The organism is Amycolatopsis sp. GA6-003 (assembly GCF_046267895.1).
Taxonomy (GTDB): domain Bacteria; phylum Actinomycetota; class Actinomycetes; order Mycobacteriales; family Pseudonocardiaceae; genus Amycolatopsis.
Window position 1 is genome coordinate 8,283,016 of the sequence record NZ_CP176499.1, and the last position, 24,556, is coordinate 8,307,571.

Consider the following 24,556-nt stretch of genomic DNA (forward strand, 5'->3'; position numbering starts at 1 on the left):
CCACAGCTTGCCCGGAGTCGAACACATGTTCTACGGTCGGGTGAGTCGGGCCCGCTCCACCCCGAGGCGGGCCCGACACCCCATCACAATCCGGACACCCCGGTAACAGCCATAGGCGCGGGTGCGACTCAACCCCCAGACTCAGTCGAGGGGGAACCCCGCCATGACACAAGCCGCAGGCAGACCCGCACTCACCAAACCCGCCATCGCGCTCATCGCCGTCGTCGTCCTCGCCGCGGTCGCCGGCGTCATCTGGCTCGTCCGCGCGAACAGCGACCCCGCGCCCACTGACTACCAGGTCACCGTCCGCGGCAACATCTCCGCCAACTGGAACGACAGCGGAACCGGCGCGGGCAGCATCGACGTCAGCACGGGTGCCGCGACGCAAACCATCCACGCCGGCAGCTTCACTCTGACCGTCGAGTCGACGCTGCCGAACGGCGCGTCGTGCGTGGTAAAGGACGCCTCCGGGAAGGTCGTCGCCGAAGACGGCGCGCTGCCCGCAGCCGGGACGAGCGGGCTCTCGGCCAGCAGCACGGCTACCTGCAGCGTGCGCTAGCCGTGGCCTACGAAGCGGGCGACGAAGTCCTCCTCGAGCTTGGCCGGTTCACCTGGGATGCGATGCATCTCGAGGACGCTGTGATCCAGCTCAGCATGGTGATCACGATGAACCTGGAGCCGGGGTTGCTGGTGAGCCAGTACGTCGAGAGGGCGCGGGCTGAGCTGGATCGCTGGCCGACGAGCGAGGCACGTGCTGAGGTTCTGGCGTGGCTCAACGACGCGATGACGGCGCTCGACGAGGAGCGGAACGAAGTTCTGCATGCGCGTCCGGAGGTGCTGTTCGACCCGCGGTCCGGCGAGTGGAGTCGTGCGCTCGGCGTCACGCCTCGGCGGGCGACGAAGAAGCGGGCCGCACGGGGGTATCAGCGGCGTCCGCTCGAGGTGGAGCACCTGCGCGCGGCACGTCACCGGATGGCGTTGTTGGACATGAGGTTCGCTGACATCGACGTCGCGGTGTGGGCCGCGCACCCGAGCCAGTCGGGCTGTGTGGAGGGTTCGCCGTACCCTTTGCCGAACCCTTCCGGGAATCCTTCGAACGGGCGAGCCTGACCACAACATGTTGTGGTGTCGAACCCTTCGCGAACCCTACGCGCAGGGTATGGCGAACCCTTCGCCGAACCCTCTCCCGGCATCACCCGACGGAAGGATTCGGCGAACCCCTAGTGGTAGTGGTAGGGGAAGTGGTTCTGTTCCGTTCCTGAGGTGGTTGAGTTTCTGGGTCGCGCACGCACACACGCCCGCGCGTACACACGCGCACGCGATGCGCCCCACGCCCGACCCGACCTGCGCCCGGCGAAGGATCATCAAACCGGGTGATTGCGCTCGACCAGCGCGAACGCAATGATCAGCCATCATGCGGATCAGTGGGTCGGTCGAGCAGTAGCTCCCACCACCACCGCGACACTCCCGCCCCGAACGGAGTTCGCCCCATGCCCAGCGCCCTGCACGTCCAGCCGCCAGCCTTCCGCGAACCTGTGGCCCTCGGTCCGACCGGCGAGACCGAGACGATGTACCCCGACGCCGCCATGGCCGGCGCGTTCGTCGGCGTGATCGACCACGAGGAGCACGTCGGCATCCATGCCCGCGAACGCGCCGGGCGGCAGGTGCTGATCCTGCTCAGCCCAGACGACGCCCGCCTCCTCGCTGCCGAACTCATCCGCCGCGCCGACCGGGAAGCCTGACCCCCTGGCCGATTCCAGGAACCCCCACCCCCTTCGGAACGGACCCACCCCGTGCCGACATGGACCTGCACACGACCAGGCTGCCCCCAACCATCCGCCACACCCGGACACCGCGGCCCCTGCCAACGCCACACCCAGCAAGACCAACGCCACCGAACACGCACCAGCCCCACCAACCGCGACCGCGACTGGACCGAGATCAACCGCCGACGCGCCGCAGTCAAAGCCCACGTCGCCGAGCACGGCTGGATCTGTCCCGGCTACCGCGTCCCAGCCCACCCAAGCCACGACCTCACCGCCGACCACGTCACCCCCGTCGCACGACGCGGCCCACCCGACGGACCACTCACCGTCCTCTGCCGATCCTGCAACGGACGCAAAGCAGCACGCTGACCGAGGAGCCGACAGTGATCACCACCGACGGACACCTCGCGATGGTCACGATCAACCGCGAGACCGGCGAAGCCAACACGATCACCTACCGCGTGACCGGCTACACGCCCAGCTGCGACGACCAGGGCGACGACATCCTGCACGCGGTCGACCAGCACGGTGCCGCGTACGAGATCATCACGCGACCAGTCGGCAAGGCCGAGCAGGGCAGGGCACGGGCAGGCACCACCACCAGCGTTGTCGATCATCAGAAGTCGATCACATGAAGATCAAAAAGTGATCAACATGTGCATGATCAACCACCCCGGGGGCAGCCCCCACCCCCCCGGTCAACGCCACATTCGCCCCGGGCAAGGGCGGATCGCGCGCCGACAAAACTCCGGGGCCGTCGTAACCGGCTGACGATCAACGTCGCCGGACGACCATCGAACCACCCCTTGGCTGGCGTGGGTGAGCCCCGCGGCCGGGCAGCTTCTCGGGTTCCACGCGCCCGATGCTCGGCCACCTCGTCATGATCGGGTGCCGGACAGAGCCCGGTACAGCCCTCGGCCCAGGCCAGCGCACTGGCAGGACGCGGAGGGCATCCTCGATGAAGCGCTTCTCGATCGCCACCGATCGGATCGGCCCGCGCCGCTGGTGCTGGGTCGTCGTCCACCCGGACCTCGACCACTTCCGCGCCGCCGCGATCCGCACAGCACCGTGGCACGGGACCGCGTACTGGGACGGCTGCCTGGGCTGCTTCCAGCCCGTCGCCTACCGGGAACGCCACGATGGCGAAGCCTGGGTCGGACGGTGGCCGGCGAATGGCTACGCCGGGATCCTGCGCCTCGCCGAGGGGCATGTCAGTCCGGAGATCGTGGCGCACGAGCTGGTGCACGCCTCCGCGCAGATCTACCGGATGAATGTGGACCGCGACGTCCGGCTCGGCGACGACTGCGGCGAGCGGGAAGAGCAGCTGGCCTACATCTACGGCGAGCTGTTCGCCAGCCTGCCCCGCGACCTCCCTTGACCGCAGACCGCCGGGAGGTGACCGCCGTGGGCACCACTGGCCGCCCGAAGAAGCCGACCCAGCTCGCTGTCCTGCACGGCGACCGCAAGGACCGCATCAACGCCAACACGCCGAAGCCGTCGGAGTTGACCGTCGAGCCGCCGTCGTGGCTCGGCGAGCAGGCCGTCGAGGTCTGGCAGCACCTCGCCCCCGACCTGAAAGCGAAGGACGTGCTCACCGCCTGGGACTGCGAAGCGTTCGCGGCCTGGTGCGACGCCGTCGTCCGCCGCCGCCACGCCTCGAAGCAGGTGCAGACCCACGGCGAAGTGATCGAGCTGCCGGTGTTCAACAAGAACGGCGAGCAGACCGGCTACCGACTCGGGAAGAACCCGTGGCAGCAGATCCTCGACGCTGCGGACGCCCAGATGCAGAAGTACGCCGCCCGCTTCGGGCTCACCCCGAGCGACAGAGCAGGCCTGTCCATCGGGGAGGCGTCCCACGATGCAGACGACGACCTCCTCACCGGCTGACTACGACCTCGACGCCCGCTGGCGCCCGGACGACGACAGCGGCCCCGTGTGCGGGTACACGTTCCGCGGCAAGCGCTGCCCGAAAAACGGTGCGCACTACTGCGAACCGCGCGCCGACCGCGTCGTCACGTTCTTCGCGCGGATGCTGGTCCACGTCAAAGGACCGCTGAAGCGCACCCCGTTCCTGCTGCTCGACTGGCAGGAATACGAGATCATCCGGCCGCTGTTCGGCGAAGTGCAGTGGTCGAGCGAGTGGAATACCTACGCGCGCCGCTACCGCATCGCCTACATCGTTGTCGCCCGCAAGAACGGCAAGTCCGAGATCGCGGCGGCGATCCAGCTGTACATGCTCGTCGGCGACGACGAAGAATCCGCCGAGATCTACTGCGCGGCCAAGGACACCAAGCAGGCCGGGAAGGTGTTCGAGCCCGCGCTGCGGATGGTTCAGCTGTCGCCGAGGCTTTCCAAGCGGCTCAAGCACATCAAGAACGCGCGCCGGCTTGTCGACGAACTGTCCGGGTCGCACTACGAGATCCTCACCGCGGACGCCGAGGGCGAACTCGGGCACAACCCGCACGCGTTCAACCTCGACGAGGTGTTGTCCCAGCCGGACGGGTCGATGTGGGAAGCGATGACCACGGCGGCCGGCGCGCGGTTGCAGGAACTGATGTATGCCACGACGACCGAGACCGACGACGACAGCTCGTTCGGCGCGGACCTGATCGACGAGGCGGAGAAGACGCAGGAGGACCCGAGTCGGGCGCCGCACGTCTTCAGCTTCGTTCGGAAGCTCCCGCACAGCAACGACGACCTCGAGCGGTTGCGCGCGACGTTCCCCGGCCACCCGCACCTCCCGGTCAGCACGGACCCGTTCGACGAGCGGAACTGGAAGTGGCCGAACCCGGCGCTCGACCAGTTCAAGTCGCGGGACGCGCTGCGCCGGCAGGCGTTGGACGCGAAGAACGATCCGGCGAAGGAAAACGGGTTCCGGCAGTTCCAGGTGAACCAAAGGGTCGCGCAGAAGTTCCGCTGGATGCCGATGCACCAGTACCGCGCGTGTGGCGGCGACGCCAACGACATCTGGCTCCGGCCGGACTACCACCGCGACCGGCTCGTCGGTAAACCGGCGTGGGCGGGGTTCGACCTCGCGGCCCGTTCGGACCTGACCGCGTGGTGCACGCTGATCCCCGAAGGCCGATGGATCCACGCGCTGTGGCGGTTCTGGCTCCCGGAATCCGCGCTGAAGGAGCTGGACAAGAAGAACGACGACAAGTTTTCGCGCTGGGTCAAAGAGGGTTGGATCGTCGCGACTCCAGGCCCGGTCGTCGACTACGAGCAGATCTACGGCGACGTCCTCGAGGACGCGAACGACTTCGACCTGCAGGCCGCGGACTGTGACGTGTGGTCGTCGGCGCCGGTGATCCAGCGGATCGAGCAGGACACCGGGCTGTGGGAGATAGAGGCGTACAAGAACGACTTCCAGTCGATGACGCTCGGGATGAACGAGCTGATGGCGCTGGTGAAGACGGACCGGTTCCTGCACCACGGGAACCCGGTCGCGGAGTTCTGCTTCGACTCCGTCGAGGTGCGAAAAGCACCGTATAACCCGGATCTGATCCGGCCGGACAAGCCGGAGCGCGGCAAGGTCGGGAAACGAATTGACGGCGTGCCCGCCGCGGCGATGGCGTGCAACGCGATGCTCCGCAAACCGCTCGTGGACGAAGAGCCGCAGAAGGCCCAGATCGTGGTGTCGAGCCGAGGGAGGACCGCGTGAAGCTCTCCGACCTCACCCCGAAGCAGTGGTACGACCGGCTCGCCGCGAAGACCAGCCACCAGTGGGAAAAGGCAATCGACTGGTGGAAGTACATGGATCTCGAGCAGCCGCTCATCTACGTGGCGCGGATCCTCGCCGAGCAGGACGACCGGTTCCCGCCGCTGCTGCTTCCGTGGCCGGAGCTGGTCGTCGAGACCGTGGTCGAGCGGATGAAGCTCGAGGATTTTCTGCTCACCAACGAGGAATCGGTTGACGACCTCGGAAAGTGGTGGGCGGCGAACGACATGCCGACGCAGTCGCCGGAGGCGTGGGAAGCGGCGAGCACCGGCGGCGAGCATTTCTTCATGGTCGGGCCGGACGGTCCCGGCGGGATGCCGATGCTGACGACTGAGTACGCCGACCAGGTCGCGGTGGAGCTGGATCCGCGGACCAGGCAGCCGATCGCCGGTCTGAAGCTTTGGCACGAGGAACAGAGCGATAGCTCGCGGGTGCTCTACGGAGCGCTGTATCTGCCGGGGTGGCCGGGCGCCACCGATCGCCGATTCGGCCGCGGCATGGTTTACGAGTTCGTGAACGGCGAAGTGGAGTCGTCGAGAAAACTCGAAGAGTGGTCGGCGACGATCGCGAACGACATGAGCCTGCCGTCGGTGCCGTTCGTTCCGATTCTCACGAAGCCCCGTCGCGGCGAAGGACGATCTGACCTGTTCGCGTTGAAACCGCTCGTGGACGCCGCGAACCAGTTCGCGACCAACATGATGGCCGCCGGCGAGCACCACGCGGTCAGTCGGAAATACGCGGTAGGTGTGTCGGCGAAGGACTTTGTCGACGAGAACGGCCAGCAGGTCCCGCTGTGGAAGGTCGCCATGGGCGACGTCTGGGCGGTTCCTCATCCGAAGCGCGACAACCGGAACGACAACCCGTTGCCGGTGCAGATCGGCCAGTTCTCCGCGTCGGACCTGCGGAACTTCCACGAGAGCCTGAAAGTGCTCGCGCAGTTCACGGCGTCGAAGTACGGGATGCCGCCAGCAATGATGGGCTACAGCTCAGACAATCCGCCGAGCGCAGAGTCGATCATGTATTCGCTGGAGCGGCTGATCCTGCGCACCGAGGCGCACCACACTTGGTACGGCGGTTCTGCCCGCCGCGCGGCGCAGATTTCCTGGGCGATCATGGGTAACGAGCCGCAGGCGATCGCGGGGATGACGCCGAAGTGGAAGTCCGCGGCGATGCCGACGATTGCGTCCGCGATGGACGCGGCAGTGAAGGGCGTGCAGGGCGGGATTTTCGATGCCGAAGAAGCGTGGGACATCCTCAGTTTCTCGCCCCAGCGGCAGAAGCGTCTCCGCGAACGCATGGGCCTGAACCGGACCACGTTCGTCCAGAGCGCGGACGACCTCCGCAACCTCGACGTCGGCGGCGGTGCTGGCGTGAACCCGGCGGTGCCCAGTGCTCCCGTCCCCGCTTTCTGACCTCGCGAACCGGTACGGGGCGGTCACCGACAACGCCACCCGTGACGCACTCGCAGCGCTGGCCGACGCGACTCGCAGCACGACGTCTCCCGAAGCGTGGCGTGACGCCATCGCGAACATCGCGCCGCGGCTGCTGCAACTTCAGACCGACGTGGCCGGGGTCGCGGACGCCTACGTCGCCAAAGCGCTGCAAGTCCAAGGCGTGGGGCCTGCCGCGGGCGCCGTCGAGGTGAACGCGGCAGGGTTCGCCGACCTCACCGACGGCGGCGGCTCGTGGATGCGGAACCTGATCTACGCGCCGATCTCGACACGAGCAGCGAACCGCAGCCTCGGTGTCGTCGAGGCGCAGCGGCGTGCGCAACTGGTCGCGACGTCGATCGTCCTATCCGGCATCCGCGACACGGGCCGGGCCGCGATCGGCACCGCGATGTGGTCGCAAGGCGCACTCCACTACGTGCGCGTGCTGAACGGCGTCACCTGCGCCCGGTGCGCGGTCCTCGCCGGCCGCCGCTACCGGGTGTCGGCGTTCCAGCGCCACCCGCGATGCGACTGTCGCATGGTGCCCGCCGCCGAGGAACCGGCGAAGAACTGGACGGTCGACCCGAAGGACTACTTCCGGTCGCTGTCCACACAGGACCAGGACAGGGTGTTCACCGCCGCGGGCGCACAAGCGATCCGCGACGGCGCGGATATCTCGCAGGTCGTCAACGTCCGCGAGGGCGTCACCAACGGCATGGCCTACGGCCGCGAAGTCCAGGTCAGCACCGTCGGCACGACGCGCCGAGCCGTGTTCGGCGGTTACGAAGTCCTCGAGGACGGCCGGTTCCGGAAGCGAGCGGACAGCGAGCTCCGCCGCACAGTCCGGACCGGCGACCGCGGCAGCCGCTACTGGCGGACTAAAGCTCCCCGGCTGATGCCGGACGAGATCTACCGCCTGGCCGACGAATTCGGCTGGGACCGGGCGGAAGTGCTGCGCCAGCTGCGGCGCTTCGCCTACCTGCTCTGACACGCGACGTGCAGGGCGCATCCTCGACGCGCGACGCGCGAGGACGACCCATCGGAGGACCGCGCGATGCGCACGAACACCCTGCCCACCCACCCGAGCATCGTCGACCCGCGGACGGGCGATCCGCTGCGCGCTGTCGGCATCGTCGGAGGCCGTCCTGTGTGGCCGGTCATGGGTGCGTCCGACCCGATCCCCGGCGGCAGCCAACCGGCTGCTCCGTCGGCGGCGCCACCCGCGACGGGGACGCCCACGCCGCCCGCACCCGCCCCGCCCGCCGCCGGAACCCCGGCACCAGGCACGCCGCCCGCCGGCCCGCCGACGACACCGCCCGCGGCGACCGGAGGCGCGACGCCTCCGGCGAACCCCGCGGATCAGCCGCTTGGCGAAGCTGGGCTGCGCGCGTTGCAGGCCGAACGGGATCGGGTTGCGCAGCTCGAGCGCGATCTCGCCGCGTCGAACCAGAAGGTAGCCGAGTTCGAGCAGGCGGGGATGAACGACCTGCAGAAGGCACAGGCCAAGGTCGCCGAACTGGAGCAGAAGCTCGTGACCGAGAGCACGGAGCGACTCCGGCTCAAGGCCGCGACTGACCACGGGATCCCGGCGACGCACCTGCACCTGCTGACCGCGGCCGACGAGGCCGCCTTGAAGGCACAGGCCGCGTCCGTGCAGGAACTGCTCACGAAGGCCGGTGTCGCCGCGACGGCACCCGCGCCGCTGCCGGGCCAGGGCACGCTCGCGACGCCCGTCACGCCGACGTTGGCGGCCGGTGCGGCGCTCTACAAGTCGCCCTACCAGAACACTCAGAACACCTGATCCCGGAAGGGGAATCATGGACCTCAGCATCAAGACTGAGGCGTTCCAGCAGGACGACCAGTCCTGGCTGGGGTCGGCGCACGGCACCGAATCGACGCGCACGATCACCCTGGACGTCTCGAAGTTCACGGCCGGAACCCACTACCCGAACGGCTACATCCCGTCCGGGACCGCGCTCGGCCTGATCACGGCCAGCAGTAAGTACGGCCCGTACGACGACACGCAGACCGACGGTCGGCAGACCCTCGTCGGGCATCTGTTCACCGGTGTGAAGGTGCCCGCGAGCACGTCGACTCCGGTCGGGGCCGCGCTCTACGAGCACGGCCGCGTCCGCACCGCCAAACTGCCGTTCTCGTCGGGTGCCGGGGCGGTCGACGCCAACGGCAAGGCCGACGTCAAGGGCCAGATCATCTACGTCTGAGAGGGGTGAAATAGATGCTGCTCAACACCGACTACATCACCCCGATCGAGCTGACGGGGTACGTCCGCCAGGCGTTCGCTGATCTGCAGGTCAACCAGTTCACGCTGTCCCGGTACTTGCCGAACAACATCGTCGACGACATCGACTTCCGCGCGGTCCGCGGCGGTGCTGGCCTCGTTGAGGCGGGTGAGTTCCGGTCGTACGACACGGAGTCTCCGATCGGTGCCCGCCAGGGGATCACCCGGATCTCCGGTGAGCTGCCGCCGCTGTCGCGGAAGATCCGGCTCGGCGAGTACGACCGGCTCCGCACCCGGAAGCTGGACACCCGGATCCGGGACTCGATCCTGAACGACGCGCTGACGATGACCCGGTCGCTGTCGGCCCGGATGGAGTTGGCGCGCGCGGCCGCGCTCGTCAACGGCACCGTCACGATCAACGAAAACGGGCTGGCGAACTTCACGGTCGACTTCGGCCGGAAGGGCAGCCACACGGTCACCGCGGCAACGTTGTGGACTGATCCGGCCGCGACGCCGATCACCGATCTGATGTCGTGGAAGAAGACGTTCGTCGCGTCGAACGGCGAGCAGCCGGGCGTCATGGTCACCTCCGACCGGGTGCTCGCGCTGCTGATGCAGAACGGGCAGGTGCGCAACCTGGTCTATCCGGGCGCGAACCAGCCGGCCATCGTGACGCAGGACGCGCTGATGAACGTGCTGCGCGCGTTCGGCCTGCCGCCGATCGAGCTGTACGACGCGCAGGTGTCGGTGAACAACACCGCGCAGCGTGTCATCGCCGATGACAAGGTTCTGCTGCTGCCGTCGCCGGGCGGGTCGTCGCAGCTCGGCGAAACTCAGTGGGGCACCACTGCAGAGTCCCTGGAGCCCGAGTACGGTCTCGCCGGCACCGAGAACGCTCCGGGTGTTGTCGGCGGCGCGTACTCGACGAAGGACCCGGTCGCGGTGTGGACCAAGGCAGCGGCAATCGGCCTGCCGCTGCTGATCAACCCGGACCTGTCGTTCGTCGCGGACGTCGCGTAGGTGGTGGCGAGCATGGGAAACCAGCTGCGCACTTACGTGCACGTGGCCGACGAGGCCGGGCAGATCAGCGTTTTCGGGCCCGGCGACGAGCTGCCCGGCTGGGCGCGCTCGGCGATCACGAACCCGAAGGCGTGGGCCGACTCCGAAGACTCGGCGGAAACGGCCGCATGCGGTGATGGCGGAGGCGGCGAGGACGACCTCGTCGAACCGCCGCGGTCCGGCAAGGGGTCCAGTGTCGAGGCGTGGCGCGACTACGCCGAGAAGCTCGGCTGGTTCGAGGAGATCCCGGCGGACGCGACCCGGGACGACATCGTCAAGGCGGTCGACGAATACCGCGCGGAACACGCGAAGAAGACCGGGGAGTGACGCATGGTGGCCACGTCGTACGCCACGGCCGCTGACGTGGCCACCGTCCTCCTCGTCGACTTCAATGCCGCCGAGACCGCGAAAGCCGAGGCGTTGCTCCGCTACGTCTCCGCGATCATGCGCAAGCGCCTGCGCGGCGTCGGCGCGGACCTCGACGCCGGCATCGCCGACGGTTCGATCGAGCCGGATCTCGCCGAGGGTGTGTGCGTCGATGTCGTCTCGCAAGCCGTCGAGGTGAAGCGAGGCGTCAAGTCGGAGGCGCATCCCGAGTACACGATCGTTTTCCAGGACGCCACCGCCGCGAACCTAGACCTGACCGCCGGCCAGATCGAGCTGCTTACCCCGACCGAGCAGGACGCGAGTCACCAGCGCGGCAAGGCGTTCTCCGTTCATCCCGGATAGGACCAACCGAATGTCCGAAGAACACACCGGCGACATCGTGATCGAGCCGACCACGGTCGAGCTGTACGGCACCGACGGCCGCCAGTACTACACCGCGGCCGGTTCCGTGTTCGCCGAGAACGGCTTGGCCGACGGCACGCTCACCGCGGAACCGCCCGCACAGGGCGACGACGTCCCGGAGTCGTCCGGGCAGGACGAGGAGGCGACCTCGAATGCCCCCGAAGTACCCGCAGCAGGTGACGCTCCGAAATCCGGGAATCGGTCCGGGAACCGTGGATCCGGTGACGGGGGCGGAAGTTCCGCCTGATCCGGTCGACACGGTTTCCCCGGCGCGGCTGTCTCAGAAGAGCGTGGCGGACCTGGGTTCGCAGACGGAGATCGCCGGTCAGCAGACGACGGTGGTGTCCGCGTGGACGGTGCTGGTTCCGCCGGACAAGCCGCTCACCTCGGCCACGATCGTGATCGACGAGTCCGGCCGGCAGTACGCGATTGAGGGCGACGTCGCGCGCCGCCCTAATCACCGCCCGCAATTCCTCGCCGCGTCCGCGCGGCTCGTATCCGACATGCAGCAGTAGGAGGGGTGTGGCGATGGCCGCAACCGCGAAAACCGTGTCCCCGGTGGGTTACAAGTCCGTGCTCACGGACCCGACGCCGACCGCGATGGACAACGTCAACGGCAACTCGTTCGTCAACGGCGGGAAGCTGTGGCTCCGCATCACCGCTCCGGCCGGTGGCGGCACCGTCACCGTGGCGTTCGCTGACAAGGTCGACGGCCAGGCCGTCACGCCGAGGAGCTATACGTTCACCGCGAACCAGGTCGGCGTGATCGGTGGTTGGCCGGTGAACTACTACGGTTCGACGCTGATCGCGACCCCGTCGGCGGCCGGGTTCACCGTCGCCGCGTTCAGCCTGTAGCCATGGCTGCGTCGTTCCGCGTAACGGTCTACCCGGACCAAGCGGTCGCCGAGGCGCGCCGCTTGTCCACTCCGGGACGGGTCGAGATCGCGCACATGGCAGCTGGGGACGCGCAAGCTGCGGCCCCGGTGCTGACCGGCGAATACCGGGACGGCATCGGCGTTGAGGTCTCCGGTGACCAAGTGTCGCTTGTGGACAGAGACAAGGACAGCTTCTACAAGGAATACGGGACGAGCGACACCCCGGCGCACGCGGTGCTCACCAACGCAGCGAAGGCGTACGGCCGCTACACCGGATACCAGCCGCGGAGGTGATCGTGACCGCTCCCGTCCTGCCGCACCTCGCCGGACTGGCCCGCGCTCTGCTGCTCGCTGACTCGGCATTCGCTGCGCTCGTGCCCGGCGGCTTGGCGTCGGCCGCGCCTGCGGACGTCACCAAGCCGTTCGCGGTGATGCTGACGTCCGTCACGCCGATCAACGCGGCCGCCGGTGCATACCGCGGCGACCTCGCGCTCAATGGGTGCGCGTCGATCCGGTTCGCCGGGAAGGAACCGCTCACGGCGGCGTGGGACATCGCTGCCCGCGCGGCCGCGGTGTTCGCGACCGTCCGGAACGCCAGCTACGACCAGGTGCGGTACTCGGCGCGGGTCACGGACGGCCCGATGGAGATGCCGATCGACAAGACCCGCGGTACCGCGATGCCAGTGTTCGGTGTGCAGGTGCGTGCCGAACTGACGATCCACGCCCACTGACCCCCGGCCCGCCGTTGGGGTGGGGCGCCCTGCGCGGCGGGTCGGGCCTTTCTTCGCGAACTGCCCCGGAACCTCTTGCAGGGTGCCCCTTTTCCTTACCCAGACCCCGCGACGTGCGGGACTACAGCAGGAGGACGAATGTCCGACTACGCGAGCCCGAGCGATTCGCGCTTGTGGCTGGACGGCGACGCTTTCCGCGCGCCCGCCGGAACCCCGCTCCCGGCAGACATTTTCGCGACCGCGCTGCCCGGTTGGGATGCGTTCGGCGGCATCAAGGCCGGTTTCAGTCGGGAACCGTCGCAGGACAACACCAACCTCACGATCTGGAACAAGGAAGGCACCTACCGGCAGAAGAAGGGCGTCAAAACCGAGACGATCAAGTTCCGTCCGGTTGACGTCTCGAAGGCCACCGCGCTGACTTTGCTCAACGGCGGGTCGATCGTCGAAACCGCGACTGGATCGGGGATCTGGGAGTGGGTCGAAGGCAAGGACGAGACTTTCGCGCTGATCTTCCGGGTCAAGGATGGCACCGAGTGGAAGGGCTTCTACCTGGAGAAGTCCGAACTCGCGAACAAGCCGCCGGAAACGATGGATGGTGAAGACCTCGAAGGCTGGGACCTGGAGGTCATCGACCTCGTCCCTGACTCCGGCGGCAAGTCCATCCGCAAGTTCACCTCTTCCAACCCGCTCGCCTGAACAGGAGCTGAAGCATGACGCAGGGCGCCCCCCGCAAGACCACCACCACTCGCAAAACCACCGGCCGCACGACGAAGCCCAAGCCGAACCCGCTTGTGCGTGAGTCCGCCGCGGACCAGGAACTTGACCTCAACGACTGGCTCGCGAAGCGTGGCCTGATCGGCACCCGGCGGCTCCGGCTCGACGGAGAACCGTTCGACATCGTCCGCTCGGCAACCGGCGAGCAGCTCGCTGCGTACACCGAGGCACGCGAGCAGGGCGACATTCTCGGCGCAATCGCTGCGCTTCTCGTTGACCCAGATCAGGACGAGGCGTTCAGGGACGCGTTCCGACGGCAGCGCAGCCCGCTGACGGGAGAAGAAGAGAACGCGTTCGTGCTGGCAATGCTGGACTTCGCGCTGTCCGGCGATCCGGAGTACACGCCGAAACACCGCGCTGCCGAAGCAGCAGCAGGCTCAGCCGGTCCCGCTGAGGATGCGGTGGGGGAATCCTCGGCGTCCTGACCGCGGTCGCCGGACCGTGGTGGGACGCCGTCCTCACCGACTTCCACCAGTTCTTCCACCAAGATCTGCGCGCGGCGTGGCGCACGATGCCCGCCGCCGACCTGGCTGCGCTTGTGCGTCGCCTCGTCCGAATCCCCGATTCCGCGCTCGGTGACCTGCTCAGCGACGGCGTGGCCGCGTGGGGCCCGCACGAGGAAAACACCGCGCGGCTGCTCGAAGCGCAGGAGTATGCGCTGCAGTTGACCTGGAACGACCGGACCATAGACCCGGACGATCCGGAACTCCGCAAGGAACGGGCCATCGCGAAAAAGAACGGCCTCAAGCCGCCGCCGTTTCCGATGATCCCGCCGAGCGCGATTCGGCCGCCGAAGCTCGCGCAGGCACGGGTGGACGCGTACATGGCCGAGGTGCAGCGCTACCAGAACCCGCCGAAACCCGAACCTCAAATGATCACGCTCGACGAGTTCGAGCGCGCCAAGGGGATCGTCACCGAACACCAGTAGCCACGGGGGTGATCACGTGGCCGGTGGAAAGATCGACATCCTCGTCGAGCCGGACACCCGCGGGTTCCCCGAGAAACTCGGCGGCAAGCTCCGCTCCGCCGGCGGTGCGCTCGGGACCGTCGCCAAAGGACTAGGGCTCGCAGTCGCTGCGGGCACCGCCATCGGTGCCGTCGGCCTGAAGAAGGCCATCGACATCGGCATCGAGTACCAGTCGAGCCTCAACGACCTGCAGGCCGTGTCGCACGCGACCGGCGAGCAGATGGCGCTCGTCGGCGACACCGCGAAGCGGCTCGGTGCCGACATGGACCTGCCGGCCACGTCGGCGGCCGATGCGGCGGCGGCGATGACCGAGCTTGCCAAGGGCGGGCTCAGCGTCGATCAGGCGATGACTGCGGCAAAGGGAACGCTTCAGCTCGCCGCTGCGGCTCAGGTCGACGCGGCCAGTGCAGCGGAAATCCAGTCGCAGGCGCTCAATGCCTTCGGGCTCAGCGCGGACCAGGCCGGGCACGTCGCCGACGTGCTCGCCAACAGCGCTAACGCTGCCAGCGGCGAGATCACCGACTTCGCGCAGGCGATGCAGCAAGTCGGCGCGGTGGCGCATCAGTTCGGGCTGTCGATCGACGAAACCTCGACCGCGCTGTCGCTGTTCGCGAACGCGGGCATCAAGGGCAGCGACGCGGGCACGCTCCTCAAGTCGGCGTTGCTCGCGCTGGCGAACCCGTCGAAGCCCGCGCAGAAAGCTATCGAGCAGCTCGGCCTCAAGGTCTACGACGCGCAGGGACGCTTCGTGGGCTTGAAGTCGCTGTTCGAGCAGCTGCACACGGCGTCCGAGAAGATGACCGACGCCCAGTACCAGCAGGCGACCGCGACCGTGTTCGGGTCGGACGCTGTCCGGCTCGCTGGCGTCGCCGCGGGCGTTACTGCGGACCAGTGGGACCAGATGGCCACCGCGGTCAGCAAGTCCGGCGGTGCCGCCGACGTTGCTGCCGCGAAGACCCGGGGGCTCGGCGGCGCGATCGAGGGCTTCAAGAGCCAGCTCGAGACGACGGCGATCGACATCTTCGAGTCGATCGGGCCCCCGCTCGAATCCGCCGTGCGGATGGGCGCGGACGCCGTCTCGAAGTACGGGCCGGTCGTGTCCGACGGTTTGGCCAGCCTGGTCAAGGGCGCGGCGGACGCTGGCAAGGAGTTCGGGCCGGGCATCGCGAAGGGCGTCTCGTCCGGGGCAGCCGAGGTCGCCTCGGCGGCGGACCGGTTGCTGTCGCCGCTGGTCGACCCGGCGAAGGCGATCGGTGCGCGCGGCCTCGATGTCGGGAAGACGATCGTCAAGGGGTTCGTGGATGTCGCCCGGGAAGCGGTCGACGTCGCGGAGCCGTTGGCGAAGGGCGCGGCGAAGATCGGCCAAGGTTTCGCTACTGCGGGTGGCCCGATCGGCGCGGCGCGGGAGGCGCTCGAACTCGGGTACGGCGCGGCGAAGCTGGTGCTGCAGATCGTGCAGCCTCTCGCCGAAGGCGTCGGCGAGGTGGCGCAGTTCTTCGGCAGCCTGCCGGGCCCGATTCAAACCGCGGCCCTCGCGCTGCTCGCGCTGAAGGTCGGTCCGCCGATCATCAACAGCATCCGGGACCGGTTCTCGAGTCTCGGAGGAGAAGCTGACGGAGCATCGCGGAAGGTCGGCTTGGTCGGCAGCGCGTTCGGTACGCTGACCGCGCCGGCGCGCGCGGTCGCGTCGGGCCTTGGCAGCGCTGTGAATGTCGTCCGCCAGTTCGGTGATGAGGCGCGGATTCAGCGTGCGGTCGCGGAGCAGGCCGGGTCGTCGATCGGCCGTATGGGGTCGGCGGCAGCGGCGTTCAACACGTCCGCTATTCCGGCTGTCGCGGCGACGCGCGGGTTCGTGGAGCAGACGCGTGCGATTCGGGACGGTGCTGCCGCGGCGGGGACGCCGATCAGCACGATGGGCGCGGCGATGGGCACGATCGTAGAGAGGTCGTCGGCGCTGTCGGCTGCGCGCGCCGCGTTCGACAACGCCTCGGGCGGCGCGGAACGATTCGGCAAGGTGGCGGGTGTCGCGGCGGCGGGCGGAAGCCTGCTGAAGTCGGCGGCTTCTGGTCTCGTCGGTGTGCTCGGTGGTCCGTGGGGTCTCGCGCTGGCCGGTGCGAGCATTGTGCTGTCGCTGTTCTCCAAGAAACAGGAGGAAGCAGCAGCCAAGGCCGCGGCCTATAAACAGAAGGTCGACGACCTGACCAACGCATACAAGCAGTCGGGCGGTGCGATCGACCAGTCGGTCATCAGCACGAACAACAAGGCGTTGGCGGACCGGAACGTCGCGGAGAACGCGAAGATCGCCGGGAGCAGTTTCGCGCTGTACGCGGCTGCGGCGAACGGAAACGCGACGGCGTTGGACGAGGTAACGAAGGCGTCGGACACCGCGATCGACCGCATTTCTCGGCAAGCCGGCCTGAACGACAAGCAGATCCAGGGTCTGCAGGGCATCAACCACGAACTGCTGGCGAACGGAGGCGCGTACGCGGACGTCGAGGCGAAAGTCAAGGCGTTCTCGTCGGCGAGCATTGCTGCGGGTAAGGCTGGTTCCGTAGCGCAGCAGCAGTTCTCGGATGATCAGAAGGCGTTGATCACGCACATTCTGGATGGCACCGGCGCGCTCGGCGAGCAGGTCAAGGCGAACCGGGAAGCGCAGGCCGCGTTTGAGTTGCTGGCGTCGGCTGAGGCTGGCGTGTCGACGGAAACGGTGAAGCTGTACGAGGCGCAGCAGCGTCAGGCGCAGGCTTCGTTGTCCGCCGCGGACGCGAATTTGCAGTACCGGGATGCGTTGGCGCAGTTGAAGTCCGCGCAGCAGAGTTCGACGGATGCGTTGAAGGCGCACGGTGAAAAGAGCGAGGAGTATCAGAACGCCGTTCGCGCTGAGGAGCACGCGATCTTGAACGTGATCGCTGCGAAGAAGGCCGAGGCGACCGCGAACAGCAAAGCCAGCAGCGACATCCTCAAGCAACAGGAAGGAGTCGCGGCGGCAAATGCCGAGGCTGTTCGACTGGCAGGCACGTACAAGGACAAGATCCCGGACGCGTTGCGGACATTCATTGCCGGGATGGACGCGTCGAGTGCGGCGGCGGCCGGTTTGCACGTGTCGTTCAACGATCTCGGGGAGGCGGTGTACAAGCTCCCGGACGGCAAGGAAATCAAGGTCGATGCGAACGTCGTCGCGGCGCAGTCGGCGATCGACAAGCTGCCGGAGTACGCCGCGGGGGTGAAGGGTGTCATGCCGGTCGACGCGAACGTCGACCCGGCTACCGGCAAGGTCAACGCCACGGTGCAGTACGCCGACGGCAGCATCGGCGTGATGACCTTGGACGCGAACAAGGACCCGGCCACGGGCAAGACGATGGTCGCGGTCCAGTACGCGAACGGCGCGCGGGGTTATATGACCGTGGACGCGTTCAACCAGGCTGCGCGAGACAAGACCGTGCAGGTGGTGCGGTTCGCTGACGGCAGTGTCGGCGTAATTACGGTGGATGCGCAGACTGGTGCAGCGAACTCCGCGATCGACTACGCGGCGCGGCCTCGCACCAGCATCATCACCGTGAAGACGGTCGGTGGCGGCACAACGAACCTGCCGGTCGGCTACATGCCAGCGGGCGGAAGGGCGATGCTGGCGGCGGGCGGCATCCTGAAGCACTACGCGGCTGGCGGGTTCGAGCGGCTGCGTCCGATGCGCGCCGGTCTCGCGGACATCGTGCCGCCGAACACGTGGCGGGTTATCGGGGATCGGGTGCGGGATGATGAGGCGTACATCCCGATCAACAGGTCCGGTCGGTCGCTCGCTCTTCTCGAGGAAACCGCGCGGCGCATGGGGTTCGCGTTGATGCGCCGGTATGCCGCTGGCGGGATCGCGGCACAAACCGCGAGTGGCGGGGCATCTGCGGGGCGGTTGTCCGGCCCGCTTCAGATCTCCGGATCGCTCAACATCGGCGGGGTCCTTGTCCCGCTCATCGACGCGCGGATCCAGGCAGCAGACCACGCGTCCGGCACTGATTTCGCCCGCGGTCGCAGAACTTAGGAGGACCAGGTGGCTAATGAGCAGCGCGCCACGAAGGACTATTTCTCGACGGCGCTGCTGAGCGCGGCGACCGTGAGCAGTTCGACGCTGCAGTCGGTCGACTTCGTCGGGCTCGACACCGATTATGGCAGTGGCGGCACCACTGGCAAGTACCTGCCGTTGGTGCTGCACGACGACACGCTCGGCGCATACGAAATCGTGTGGGTCACCGGTCACACAGCGGGTTCGAACACGGTGACGGTTTCGCGGGGCATGGAGGGCACGACCGCGCAGGCGTGGGGTGCGGGCACTCGTGTCGAGGCCGCGCCGACGTCGTACGACACGCTGCTGGCGCGGACGTCGTCGGCGTTGCCGTCGGACGCGCCGATCGGCGGCCGGGTGATGCGCGGCGACAAGAAGGACGTCGCCGAGCGCGCGAACGGGCTGTGGGCGCCGTCAGTCGGTGTCGCGTTCGCGTCGGATGCCGGGCCGCGGCGAAGCGGGACGATCCCGGACGGGTCGGCGATCCTGTTGCGCGGCGGGCAGAAGACCGGAACGACTGGTGCGAACGGCGTGATCACGGTCGCGCACCAGACACCGTTCCCGAACGGGACGATCGCGACTGCGTTGGGCATCACGAGCACCGGTGTCCCGGCAGTGGCGACGGTGTCGGCGGAGTCCGCGACCGGGGTCAGCGTCCAGTTCTTCCTGATTTCGACCGGCGGCAATGTCGGCTCCGGCGTTGCGGTGGCGTTCCAGTACATCAGCATGGGGTTCTGACCAATGGCCTGGGCGCGAGGCGCACGTGCCCGCGAAGCGTGGGCCGCGCGTGGAAGCGGGTCGTCGGTTCCGCCGGGTCAGCAGTCCGCGCCGCCGCCCATTCCCGGTGGCACGCCGACCTGGACCTACACTCCCAACAGGACGCTCGCGTTCGGTTTGCGCGGCTGGGCTGGCCGACTGTCTCCGGTCTCGTATCCGGGCGGCGGCATCAGCATCCGGCCTGTGCCGGTCAGCGGCGTCATGGAGATCACCGCATGGTGGCCGGACGCGCCGTTCCTCAGCCTCGTCCGGCTGCGGACCGACGGCACGCTCGAACCGGTCCGCGGCGGAAGCCCGGTGCCCGTCACCGGCGTGACGCGCCGCAACTACTGCCAGAACCCATCGTTCGAGGCCGGGCTGAACGGCGTGCTCGCCGACCTCGGGACGCCGACGCTGGCACAGGTGACCGGCGACGGCACAGCCACGCAAGGGAAGTCGTACCTGAAGGCGACGATCGCGTCGGCCGGGTCGTGCGGTGTCGTCGTCCCGAACAACCTCCCGCCCGGGATCGACCTGACGATCGCGTTCGACCTGAAGCTGTCGGCCGCTGCGTCCGGGTTCACCGTCCAGGCTCAGTGGGTCGACTCGGGCGGCCTGCCGCTCACGACCTCGACCGCGTCGCTCACCGGCAACGACATCAACCGGTCGATCGGGCAGTTCGCACGACAGGTGGTGCGGCTGACGACGCCCCCCGCGGGCGTGTCGGCGACGGTCAAGCTGGTCGCGGCTGGTCTTCCGGCGGGCGGATCGATCAGCCTCGACGGCGTCACTATCGAACGCCGGGTCACCGATGGAGCGTATTACGACGGCGCGACCTACGGTGCCACGTGGCTGGGTGTGCCGGATCTGTCGTCGTCGGCGCTGGCTCCGCTGTGCGTCATCCAGGACGGCGAATGCCCGGTCGACGAACCCGTCCGGTACATGCTGGTGAATCCGTCCCGCAAGGGCGGCTCGATGACGTCCGGCGGGGCGACGCTCGCGTCTCAGGGTCGGGTGTGGCTCACCCACCCGAAGACGCCTTCGGCGCCGCTGGAGATCTTCTGCTCGAAGCGGCCCCTGCGCGGCCGGAAGGCCGGGCAGACGGTGTTCCAGGCGATCGACGACCCGCTCGCGATCACTGTGGCGCAGCGGAAACGGTCCGGGTGGGTGTCCACTGAGGACATCAAGCTGTGGACGTTCGACGAGCAGGCGACCGCGGACCTGTGGGCGCTGCTCGAGGACAACCAGCCGCTGCTGCTGCGGGCACCGGCCGATCACAACTGGGGCCCCGGGATCTGGCTGAGCTTGTCGGACGCGGGCGAGGATCCCGACGGCGCGGCTGACTGGCAGAAGTACCTGCTGATCAGTGCGGCGTGGGTGCAGGTCGCCGCACCTGCGGTGTGAAAGGCGGTCGCGGTGTGGGATCTGAGTGATCGGGCCCGGGACATCCTCGGCGGCAGCCACACAGTGGACGTCAAAGCCGTGGTGCAGTCGCCGTATTTCGGTACGCGCACGGTCCCGGTGCTCGACGGCGAGGTGACCGTCGACTCGGGCAGTCAGGTGCGGCGTACCGCGACCCTGGTCACCGATCCGAAGCTGTGGCCGGCCGACCCGCGCGGGTTGCTCACTCCGTTCGGGTCGACCTGCGCGTTGTACCGCGGGATTGTGATCCCGGAGCTGCCGGAGCCCGAGTGGATCCCGCTCGGTGTATTCCACCTCGACAAGTCGAAGCGCGGCCGGTCGGCCGAGAGCCGTACCGCGGTTTCAATTGACCTCGTCGACCCGTCGCAGCGGGTCGCGGAGGACCGGTTTTCGGCTCCAACGCAAACCGCCGAGGGCGCGACCTATATTGCCGGTATCAAAGCACTGATCTGGGAAACGCTCGGCCTCGACTATCCCGTCGTCGACCTCACCGGCAACACGGACATCGCGCCGGTGATGGACATCGAGAAGGAACGCTGGGACGACGGCGTCGAGAAACTCGCTGACGCGATCGGGGCCGAGTGTTTCTTCGACCAGATCGGGCGGGTCGTCGTCCGGCCGTTGCCGACGCTGCGGGACTCGCCGGTCTGGTACGCCCGCACCGGGGAAGGCGGGAACGTCCTCACCACGAACGAGGAGTGGAGCCGCGACAACGTCTGGAACCGTTGGGTGATCAACGGCCAGCGGTCGGACGGCACCTCGCCCGTCCGCGAGGTCGTCGAGGACGACGATCCGAACTCGCCGACATGGGTTCTGTCCCCGTTCGGAATCAGAACCCGCTTTTACAGTTCACCGCTGATCATCTCGTCCGGGCAGGCATGGGCTGCGGGGGAAGCGTTCCTCGCGAGAACTCTGGGCCTTGCGTGCAAAGTGGACTTCAGCCTGATCGTGAACCCGGCACTCGATGCGGGCGACGTCGTCGAACTTGACGACACCGAACTCGGGCGTGCGAACCACATCATCGACAAGCTCACGATCCCGCTCACCGCCGGCGGGGCTCTGACGTGCTCGACCCGGTCGGACCTCGTGCTGCCCGCCGAATCGTGAGAGGTGCCTGTGCGGCTGATCGACGTGCTGTGGCAGCGGCTGGAGGATCTCGTTGCCTCGCAGAAGAAGCAGGGCTTGGTGATCGCGCTCGTGGGTACGAAAGTCCAAGTCGTCGTGGATGACGCCGTGATGACCCTGCCGCGATACAAGCACTACACGCCCACGGTCGGCGACGTCGTCGACATCGATGCCAGCCGGCGGGGTGCATGGATCGTGATCGGCACACCGGCATGAACGGACAGCATCGAGGTGATGCCGAGTACGAGGGGGTCGCGTGCTGCTCGCTGCCGACGAGGTCGATCCGACCGCCGGGCCTCCGTGGCTCGCGATCCTGCTCGGCGTCCTCACTCTGATCGGCGTCCTGGTCACGGCCTATTCGCCGATCCTGCTGGAGCGCATCAAACAGCGGCGCGGCAAGGACAAGCCCGGTCCGGACGCGGCTGCCGTGCTTCCCTCGCCGAAGCCGGGGGTGGTGCGCCGCACCGACCAGGCGCTCGATCTGGTGGGGGATGCGATGGCTGATGCTCGACGCGAGCGCGACGAGGCACAGGACGAGAACCGGAAGCTGCTGAAAGCCAACGCCAAGCTCGTGCAGGAAAACACCGCGCTGAAGGTGCTGCTGTACCGGCTGGATCCGACATGGGACGGGGAGATCCGTGGACGATCACCGCACTGAGGACGCGCTCGGTCAGGTCCGCGACAGCATGCACGAGCTGGCCGAGGCCGCGCCGACCGAGGCGCGGCGGGTCGCGCGGGCAGAGCTGAAACGCTGGTGGCCCAAGCTGATCATCTCGGTGGCGGTGGTTGTCGTGCTGATCGTGATCGGCGGCGGGTACGCGATCACCGACCTGTACTTGAAGTCCGCGGCGACGTCCGCTGCGCTCACGTCGCTGCAGCAGGCGCAGGCGGCGAAGGCCGCGGGGGAGAAGGCGAACGGGGAGCTGCAGGCGCGCGGGCAGCCGACGGTGCCGATCCCGGAGCCGGGTTCGGTGCCGGATACGAGCGTGATCGCGCAGGCCGCGACGGCGCAGGTGCTCGCGTCGTTGTCGGGCCGGTACGTGCCGTACACCGATCTCGGTCCGGCGATCGCGCGCTACTTCGCGGCGAACCCGGTCACCGCGGCCGGGCCGAGTCCGCAGCAGTTGTTCGATTCGATCGCTGCCTACTACGCCGCGAATCCGCCTCCGCCTGGGCCCGAGGGCAAGGCCGGGGCGGACGGCGCGAAGGGGAAAGACGGAGCCAACGGCAAGGACGGCGCGAACGGGCAGGACGGCCACACCCCGACTGCGGATGAGATCCAGGCGATCTTCTCGGACTACCTGCACCAGCATCCCGAGGCGTTGTGCCCGAACGGCGGGCAGTTCGCGCAGATCCGGGTGCAGCTCGCGGACGGCGGCGCGGCCGACACCTGGCAGTGCATTGTCGCGACCTACCCGGCTCCCGCCAGCCAGACACCGACCACCACCCCGACCGCACCCGGAGGCTGAACCATGCTCCTGACCTCGCTCGCCACGATCGCCCGCTCCGCCGGGCTCAAGGTGGTCGAGCAGCCCGGATGGACTGCCCGAGGCCACGGTCAGATGTCCGGTGTTAAAGCCGTCGTCTGCCACCACACCGCCGGGCCCGCCGCGGGAAACGCGCCCTCCCTCGGCGTCGTCCAGAATGGACGATCCGATCTCGCCGGGCCGCTCGCGCACTACGTCCTCGGTCGCGACGGCACGGTGTACGTCGTCGCCGCGGGCCTGTGCTGGCACGCCGGCGCGGTGTTGAACAACAACTGGTCGAACAACTACGCCATCGGGATCGAGGCGGAGGCGACCGGCACCGCGGCGTGGCCGGAGGTACAACTCGACGCCTACGCCCGGTTGTGCCGTGCGTTGTGCGCGGCATTCGGGCTGCCGATCTCGGCCGTGCTCGGTCACAAGGAAGTCTGCTCGCCGCGAGGCAGGAAATCGGACCCGAACTTCGACATGGGCGCGTTCCGTGCCCGTATCTCTGCCCTCGGGAACGCGCCGACAGGCGGTCAGAGCGCCCCGCGCGCTGCCAATCATCAGGAGGACCCTGTGCAACTCGCCCCCGGAAACAAGTCCACCTCCATTTCGTGCAAGGGCGCGAAGGAGTTGGTGATCAGTGTCGCCTACGACAACCTGAAGATCCACCAGTGCGTGTTCTTCGGACCGTACAGCACGGTGGGTGACAAGAACCTGCTGAAGGAAGCGTCTCCCTCGAACGGCACGATATCCGACCACTACCCGTGGGTGGTCCCGGTTCCCGCGGGAGCGCTCTCCTGCTCGCTGTGGTGGGAACTCGCCGGGCCTGATCACGGCGCGTCCGTGCAGCTGGTGTTCTGATGAGCGCCCCCAGCAGCGAGCCGGTTGCGATCGCTGAGGCCGTGCGGGCACTGCTCGTCGCGATCGTCACCGCCGGGTGGCTTGTCATCCCCGACACCACGATCAACATCGTCGTCTCGGTCGTCGGGTTCGCGGGCTCGGTCGTCTCCACGATCCTCGCCCGCCGCCGGGTCGTTCCGGTCGCGAAACTCGGCCAGGACGCCTTCACCGTCATACCGCCGACCGACGCCCCGAAGGAGGGCTGACCATGGTCGACCGCACCTGTCCCGGCTGCGCCATCCACGACGACCACCCACGCCACCAGGCCGTCACCAAAGCCGGCGACATCGCCGCTTGGCACACCGACTGCCACGCCCTGGCCGGCTGCCCTGTCTGCGCCATCGCCCGCGACGGCGCGGAGACCCTGACCGGCGACGAGTACCGCGAGCACCTGGTCGCCAACGGCGAGGCGATCAACGCGGCCGTCCAGGCGCTGCCGGAGAACGTCCTCAACCAGGTCTTCGGGAAGGGGAACTGAC

32 protein-coding genes are annotated in these 24,556 nt (G+C 68.1%); all 32 read left to right on the plus strand.

What is annotated here, in order from left to right:
- The first annotated feature begins 163 nt into the window (after window positions 1-163).
- The 32 genes from F9C12_RS37535 (at window position 164) to F9C12_RS37690 (ending at window position 24,555) form a co-directional block, all read left to right on the plus strand.
- Window positions 164-559 (plus strand): hypothetical protein, encoded by a 396-nt coding sequence (locus F9C12_RS37535; protein ID WP_409186474.1) that lies wholly within the window; start codon window positions 164-166, stop codon window positions 557-559.
- 2 nt (window positions 560-561) lie between these two features.
- Window positions 562-1,110, plus strand: coding sequence for a hypothetical protein (locus F9C12_RS37540; protein WP_409186475.1), 549 nt, complete (start codon window positions 562-564; stop codon window positions 1,108-1,110).
- Window positions 1,111-1,490: 380 nt separating this feature from the next.
- Window positions 1,491-1,742 carry a hypothetical protein gene (locus tag F9C12_RS37545; protein WP_409186476.1) on the plus strand — a complete coding sequence of 84 codons (252 nt, stop codon included), beginning with the start codon at window positions 1,491-1,493 and terminating at the stop codon, window positions 1,740-1,742.
- A 407-nt stretch (window positions 1,743-2,149) separates the two neighbouring features.
- Window positions 2,150-2,401 carry a hypothetical protein gene (locus F9C12_RS37550; RefSeq protein ID WP_409186477.1) on the plus strand — a complete coding sequence of 84 codons (252 nt, stop codon included), beginning with the start codon at window positions 2,150-2,152 and terminating at the stop codon, window positions 2,399-2,401.
- Between the two features lie 323 nt (window positions 2,402-2,724).
- The gene (locus F9C12_RS37555) at window positions 2,725-3,144 is read left to right on the plus strand and encodes a hypothetical protein (protein ID WP_409463592.1); all 420 of its coding nucleotides are present in this window, start codon (window positions 2,725-2,727) and stop codon (window positions 3,142-3,144) included.
- 26 nt (window positions 3,145-3,170) lie between these two features.
- The gene (locus F9C12_RS37560) at window positions 3,171-3,653 is read left to right on the plus strand and encodes a phage terminase small subunit P27 family (protein ID WP_409463593.1); all 483 of its coding nucleotides are present in this window, start codon (window positions 3,171-3,173) and stop codon (window positions 3,651-3,653) included.
- A complete protein-coding gene (locus tag F9C12_RS37565; RefSeq protein ID WP_409186480.1) occupies window positions 3,625-5,427 on the plus strand; it encodes a terminase large subunit in 1,803 nt (600 codons plus the stop codon). The genes F9C12_RS37560 and F9C12_RS37565 overlap by 29 nt, the downstream gene beginning before the upstream one ends.
- A complete protein-coding gene (locus F9C12_RS37570) occupies window positions 5,424-6,896 on the plus strand; it encodes a phage portal protein (protein WP_409186481.1) in 1,473 nt (490 codons plus the stop codon). The genes F9C12_RS37565 and F9C12_RS37570 overlap by 4 nt, the downstream gene beginning before the upstream one ends.
- Entirely contained in the window at window positions 6,874-7,902 is a 1,029-nt protein-coding gene (locus F9C12_RS37575) for a hypothetical protein (protein ID WP_409186482.1), read from the plus strand. Before F9C12_RS37570 ends, F9C12_RS37575 begins: the two co-directional genes overlap by 23 nt.
- Window positions 7,903-7,968: 66 nt before the next feature.
- A complete protein-coding gene (locus F9C12_RS37580; RefSeq protein ID WP_409463594.1) occupies window positions 7,969-8,715 on the plus strand; it encodes a hypothetical protein in 747 nt (248 codons plus the stop codon).
- A 16-nt stretch (window positions 8,716-8,731) separates the two neighbouring features.
- Complete coding sequence (locus F9C12_RS37585; RefSeq protein WP_409186484.1) at window positions 8,732-9,136, plus strand: head decoration protein; 405 nt, start codon at window positions 8,732-8,734, stop codon at window positions 9,134-9,136.
- Between the two features lie 14 nt (window positions 9,137-9,150).
- Window positions 9,151-10,173, plus strand: a complete 1,023-nt coding sequence (locus F9C12_RS37590; protein WP_409186485.1) for a major capsid protein — start codon at window positions 9,151-9,153, stop codon at window positions 10,171-10,173.
- A 12-nt stretch (window positions 10,174-10,185) separates the two neighbouring features.
- Complete coding sequence (locus tag F9C12_RS37595; protein WP_409186486.1) at window positions 10,186-10,539, plus strand: hypothetical protein; 354 nt, start codon at window positions 10,186-10,188, stop codon at window positions 10,537-10,539.
- Window positions 10,540-10,542: 3 nt separating this feature from the next.
- Window positions 10,543-10,941, plus strand: a complete 399-nt coding sequence (locus F9C12_RS37600) for a Gp19/Gp15/Gp42 family protein (RefSeq protein ID WP_409186487.1) — start codon at window positions 10,543-10,545, stop codon at window positions 10,939-10,941.
- 10 nt (window positions 10,942-10,951) lie between these two features.
- Entirely contained in the window at window positions 10,952-11,248 is a 297-nt protein-coding gene (locus tag F9C12_RS37605) for a hypothetical protein (protein ID WP_409186488.1), read from the plus strand.
- Entirely contained in the window at window positions 11,223-11,516 is a 294-nt protein-coding gene (locus F9C12_RS37610) for a hypothetical protein (protein ID WP_409186489.1), read from the plus strand. Before F9C12_RS37605 ends, F9C12_RS37610 begins: the two co-directional genes overlap by 26 nt.
- A gap of 13 nt (window positions 11,517-11,529) precedes the next feature.
- Window positions 11,530-11,856 carry a hypothetical protein gene (locus F9C12_RS37615; protein WP_409186490.1) on the plus strand — a complete coding sequence of 109 codons (327 nt, stop codon included), beginning with the start codon at window positions 11,530-11,532 and terminating at the stop codon, window positions 11,854-11,856.
- A gap of 2 nt (window positions 11,857-11,858) precedes the next feature.
- Complete coding sequence (locus F9C12_RS37620) at window positions 11,859-12,170, plus strand: HK97 gp10 family phage protein (protein ID WP_409186491.1); 312 nt, start codon at window positions 11,859-11,861, stop codon at window positions 12,168-12,170.
- A gap of 2 nt (window positions 12,171-12,172) precedes the next feature.
- Entirely contained in the window at window positions 12,173-12,607 is a 435-nt protein-coding gene (locus tag F9C12_RS37625; protein ID WP_409186492.1) for a hypothetical protein, read from the plus strand.
- Window positions 12,608-12,745: 138 nt separating this feature from the next.
- Window positions 12,746-13,303: a hypothetical protein gene (locus F9C12_RS37630; RefSeq protein ID WP_409186493.1), complete on the plus strand. Its 558-nt coding sequence runs from the start codon at window positions 12,746-12,748 to the stop codon at window positions 13,301-13,303.
- A gap of 14 nt (window positions 13,304-13,317) precedes the next feature.
- A complete protein-coding gene (locus F9C12_RS37635; RefSeq protein WP_409186494.1) occupies window positions 13,318-13,806 on the plus strand; it encodes a hypothetical protein in 489 nt (162 codons plus the stop codon).
- A gap of 86 nt (window positions 13,807-13,892) precedes the next feature.
- The gene (locus F9C12_RS37640; RefSeq protein WP_409186495.1) at window positions 13,893-14,309 is read left to right on the plus strand and encodes a hypothetical protein; all 417 of its coding nucleotides are present in this window, start codon (window positions 13,893-13,895) and stop codon (window positions 14,307-14,309) included.
- Between the two features lie 16 nt (window positions 14,310-14,325).
- Window positions 14,326-18,381 carry a phage tail tape measure protein gene (locus F9C12_RS37645; protein ID WP_409463595.1) on the plus strand — a complete coding sequence of 1,352 codons (4,056 nt, stop codon included), beginning with the start codon at window positions 14,326-14,328 and terminating at the stop codon, window positions 18,379-18,381.
- Between the two features lie 9 nt (window positions 18,382-18,390).
- On the plus strand, window positions 18,391-19,140 hold the full coding sequence (locus F9C12_RS37650) for a hypothetical protein (RefSeq protein WP_409186497.1): 750 nt from the start codon (window positions 18,391-18,393) through the stop codon (window positions 19,138-19,140).
- 222 nt (window positions 19,141-19,362) lie between these two features.
- Window positions 19,363-20,562 carry a hypothetical protein gene (locus F9C12_RS37655; RefSeq protein WP_409186498.1) on the plus strand — a complete coding sequence of 400 codons (1,200 nt, stop codon included), beginning with the start codon at window positions 19,363-19,365 and terminating at the stop codon, window positions 20,560-20,562.
- A 12-nt stretch (window positions 20,563-20,574) separates the two neighbouring features.
- Window positions 20,575-21,687 (plus strand): DUF5047 domain-containing protein, encoded by a 1,113-nt coding sequence (locus F9C12_RS37660; protein ID WP_409186499.1) that lies wholly within the window; start codon window positions 20,575-20,577, stop codon window positions 21,685-21,687.
- Window positions 21,688-21,696: 9 nt separating this feature from the next.
- Complete coding sequence (locus tag F9C12_RS37665; RefSeq protein WP_409186500.1) at window positions 21,697-21,921, plus strand: hypothetical protein; 225 nt, start codon at window positions 21,697-21,699, stop codon at window positions 21,919-21,921.
- Window positions 21,922-21,961: 40 nt separating this feature from the next.
- Window positions 21,962-22,363 carry a hypothetical protein gene (locus F9C12_RS37670; protein ID WP_409186501.1) on the plus strand — a complete coding sequence of 134 codons (402 nt, stop codon included), beginning with the start codon at window positions 21,962-21,964 and terminating at the stop codon, window positions 22,361-22,363.
- Window positions 22,344-23,174 carry a hypothetical protein gene (locus F9C12_RS37675; protein WP_409186502.1) on the plus strand — a complete coding sequence of 277 codons (831 nt, stop codon included), beginning with the start codon at window positions 22,344-22,346 and terminating at the stop codon, window positions 23,172-23,174. The genes F9C12_RS37670 and F9C12_RS37675 overlap by 20 nt, the downstream gene beginning before the upstream one ends.
- A gap of 3 nt (window positions 23,175-23,177) precedes the next feature.
- On the plus strand, window positions 23,178-24,038 hold the full coding sequence (locus tag F9C12_RS37680) for an N-acetylmuramoyl-L-alanine amidase (protein ID WP_409186503.1): 861 nt from the start codon (window positions 23,178-23,180) through the stop codon (window positions 24,036-24,038).
- Window positions 24,038-24,283 (plus strand): hypothetical protein, encoded by a 246-nt coding sequence (locus F9C12_RS37685; protein ID WP_409186504.1) that lies wholly within the window; start codon window positions 24,038-24,040, stop codon window positions 24,281-24,283. The genes F9C12_RS37680 and F9C12_RS37685 overlap by 1 nt, the downstream gene beginning before the upstream one ends.
- Window positions 24,284-24,285: 2 nt before the next feature.
- Window positions 24,286-24,555, plus strand: coding sequence for a hypothetical protein (locus F9C12_RS37690; RefSeq protein ID WP_409186505.1), 270 nt, complete (start codon window positions 24,286-24,288; stop codon window positions 24,553-24,555).
- Window position 24,556: the final 1 nt, after the last annotated feature.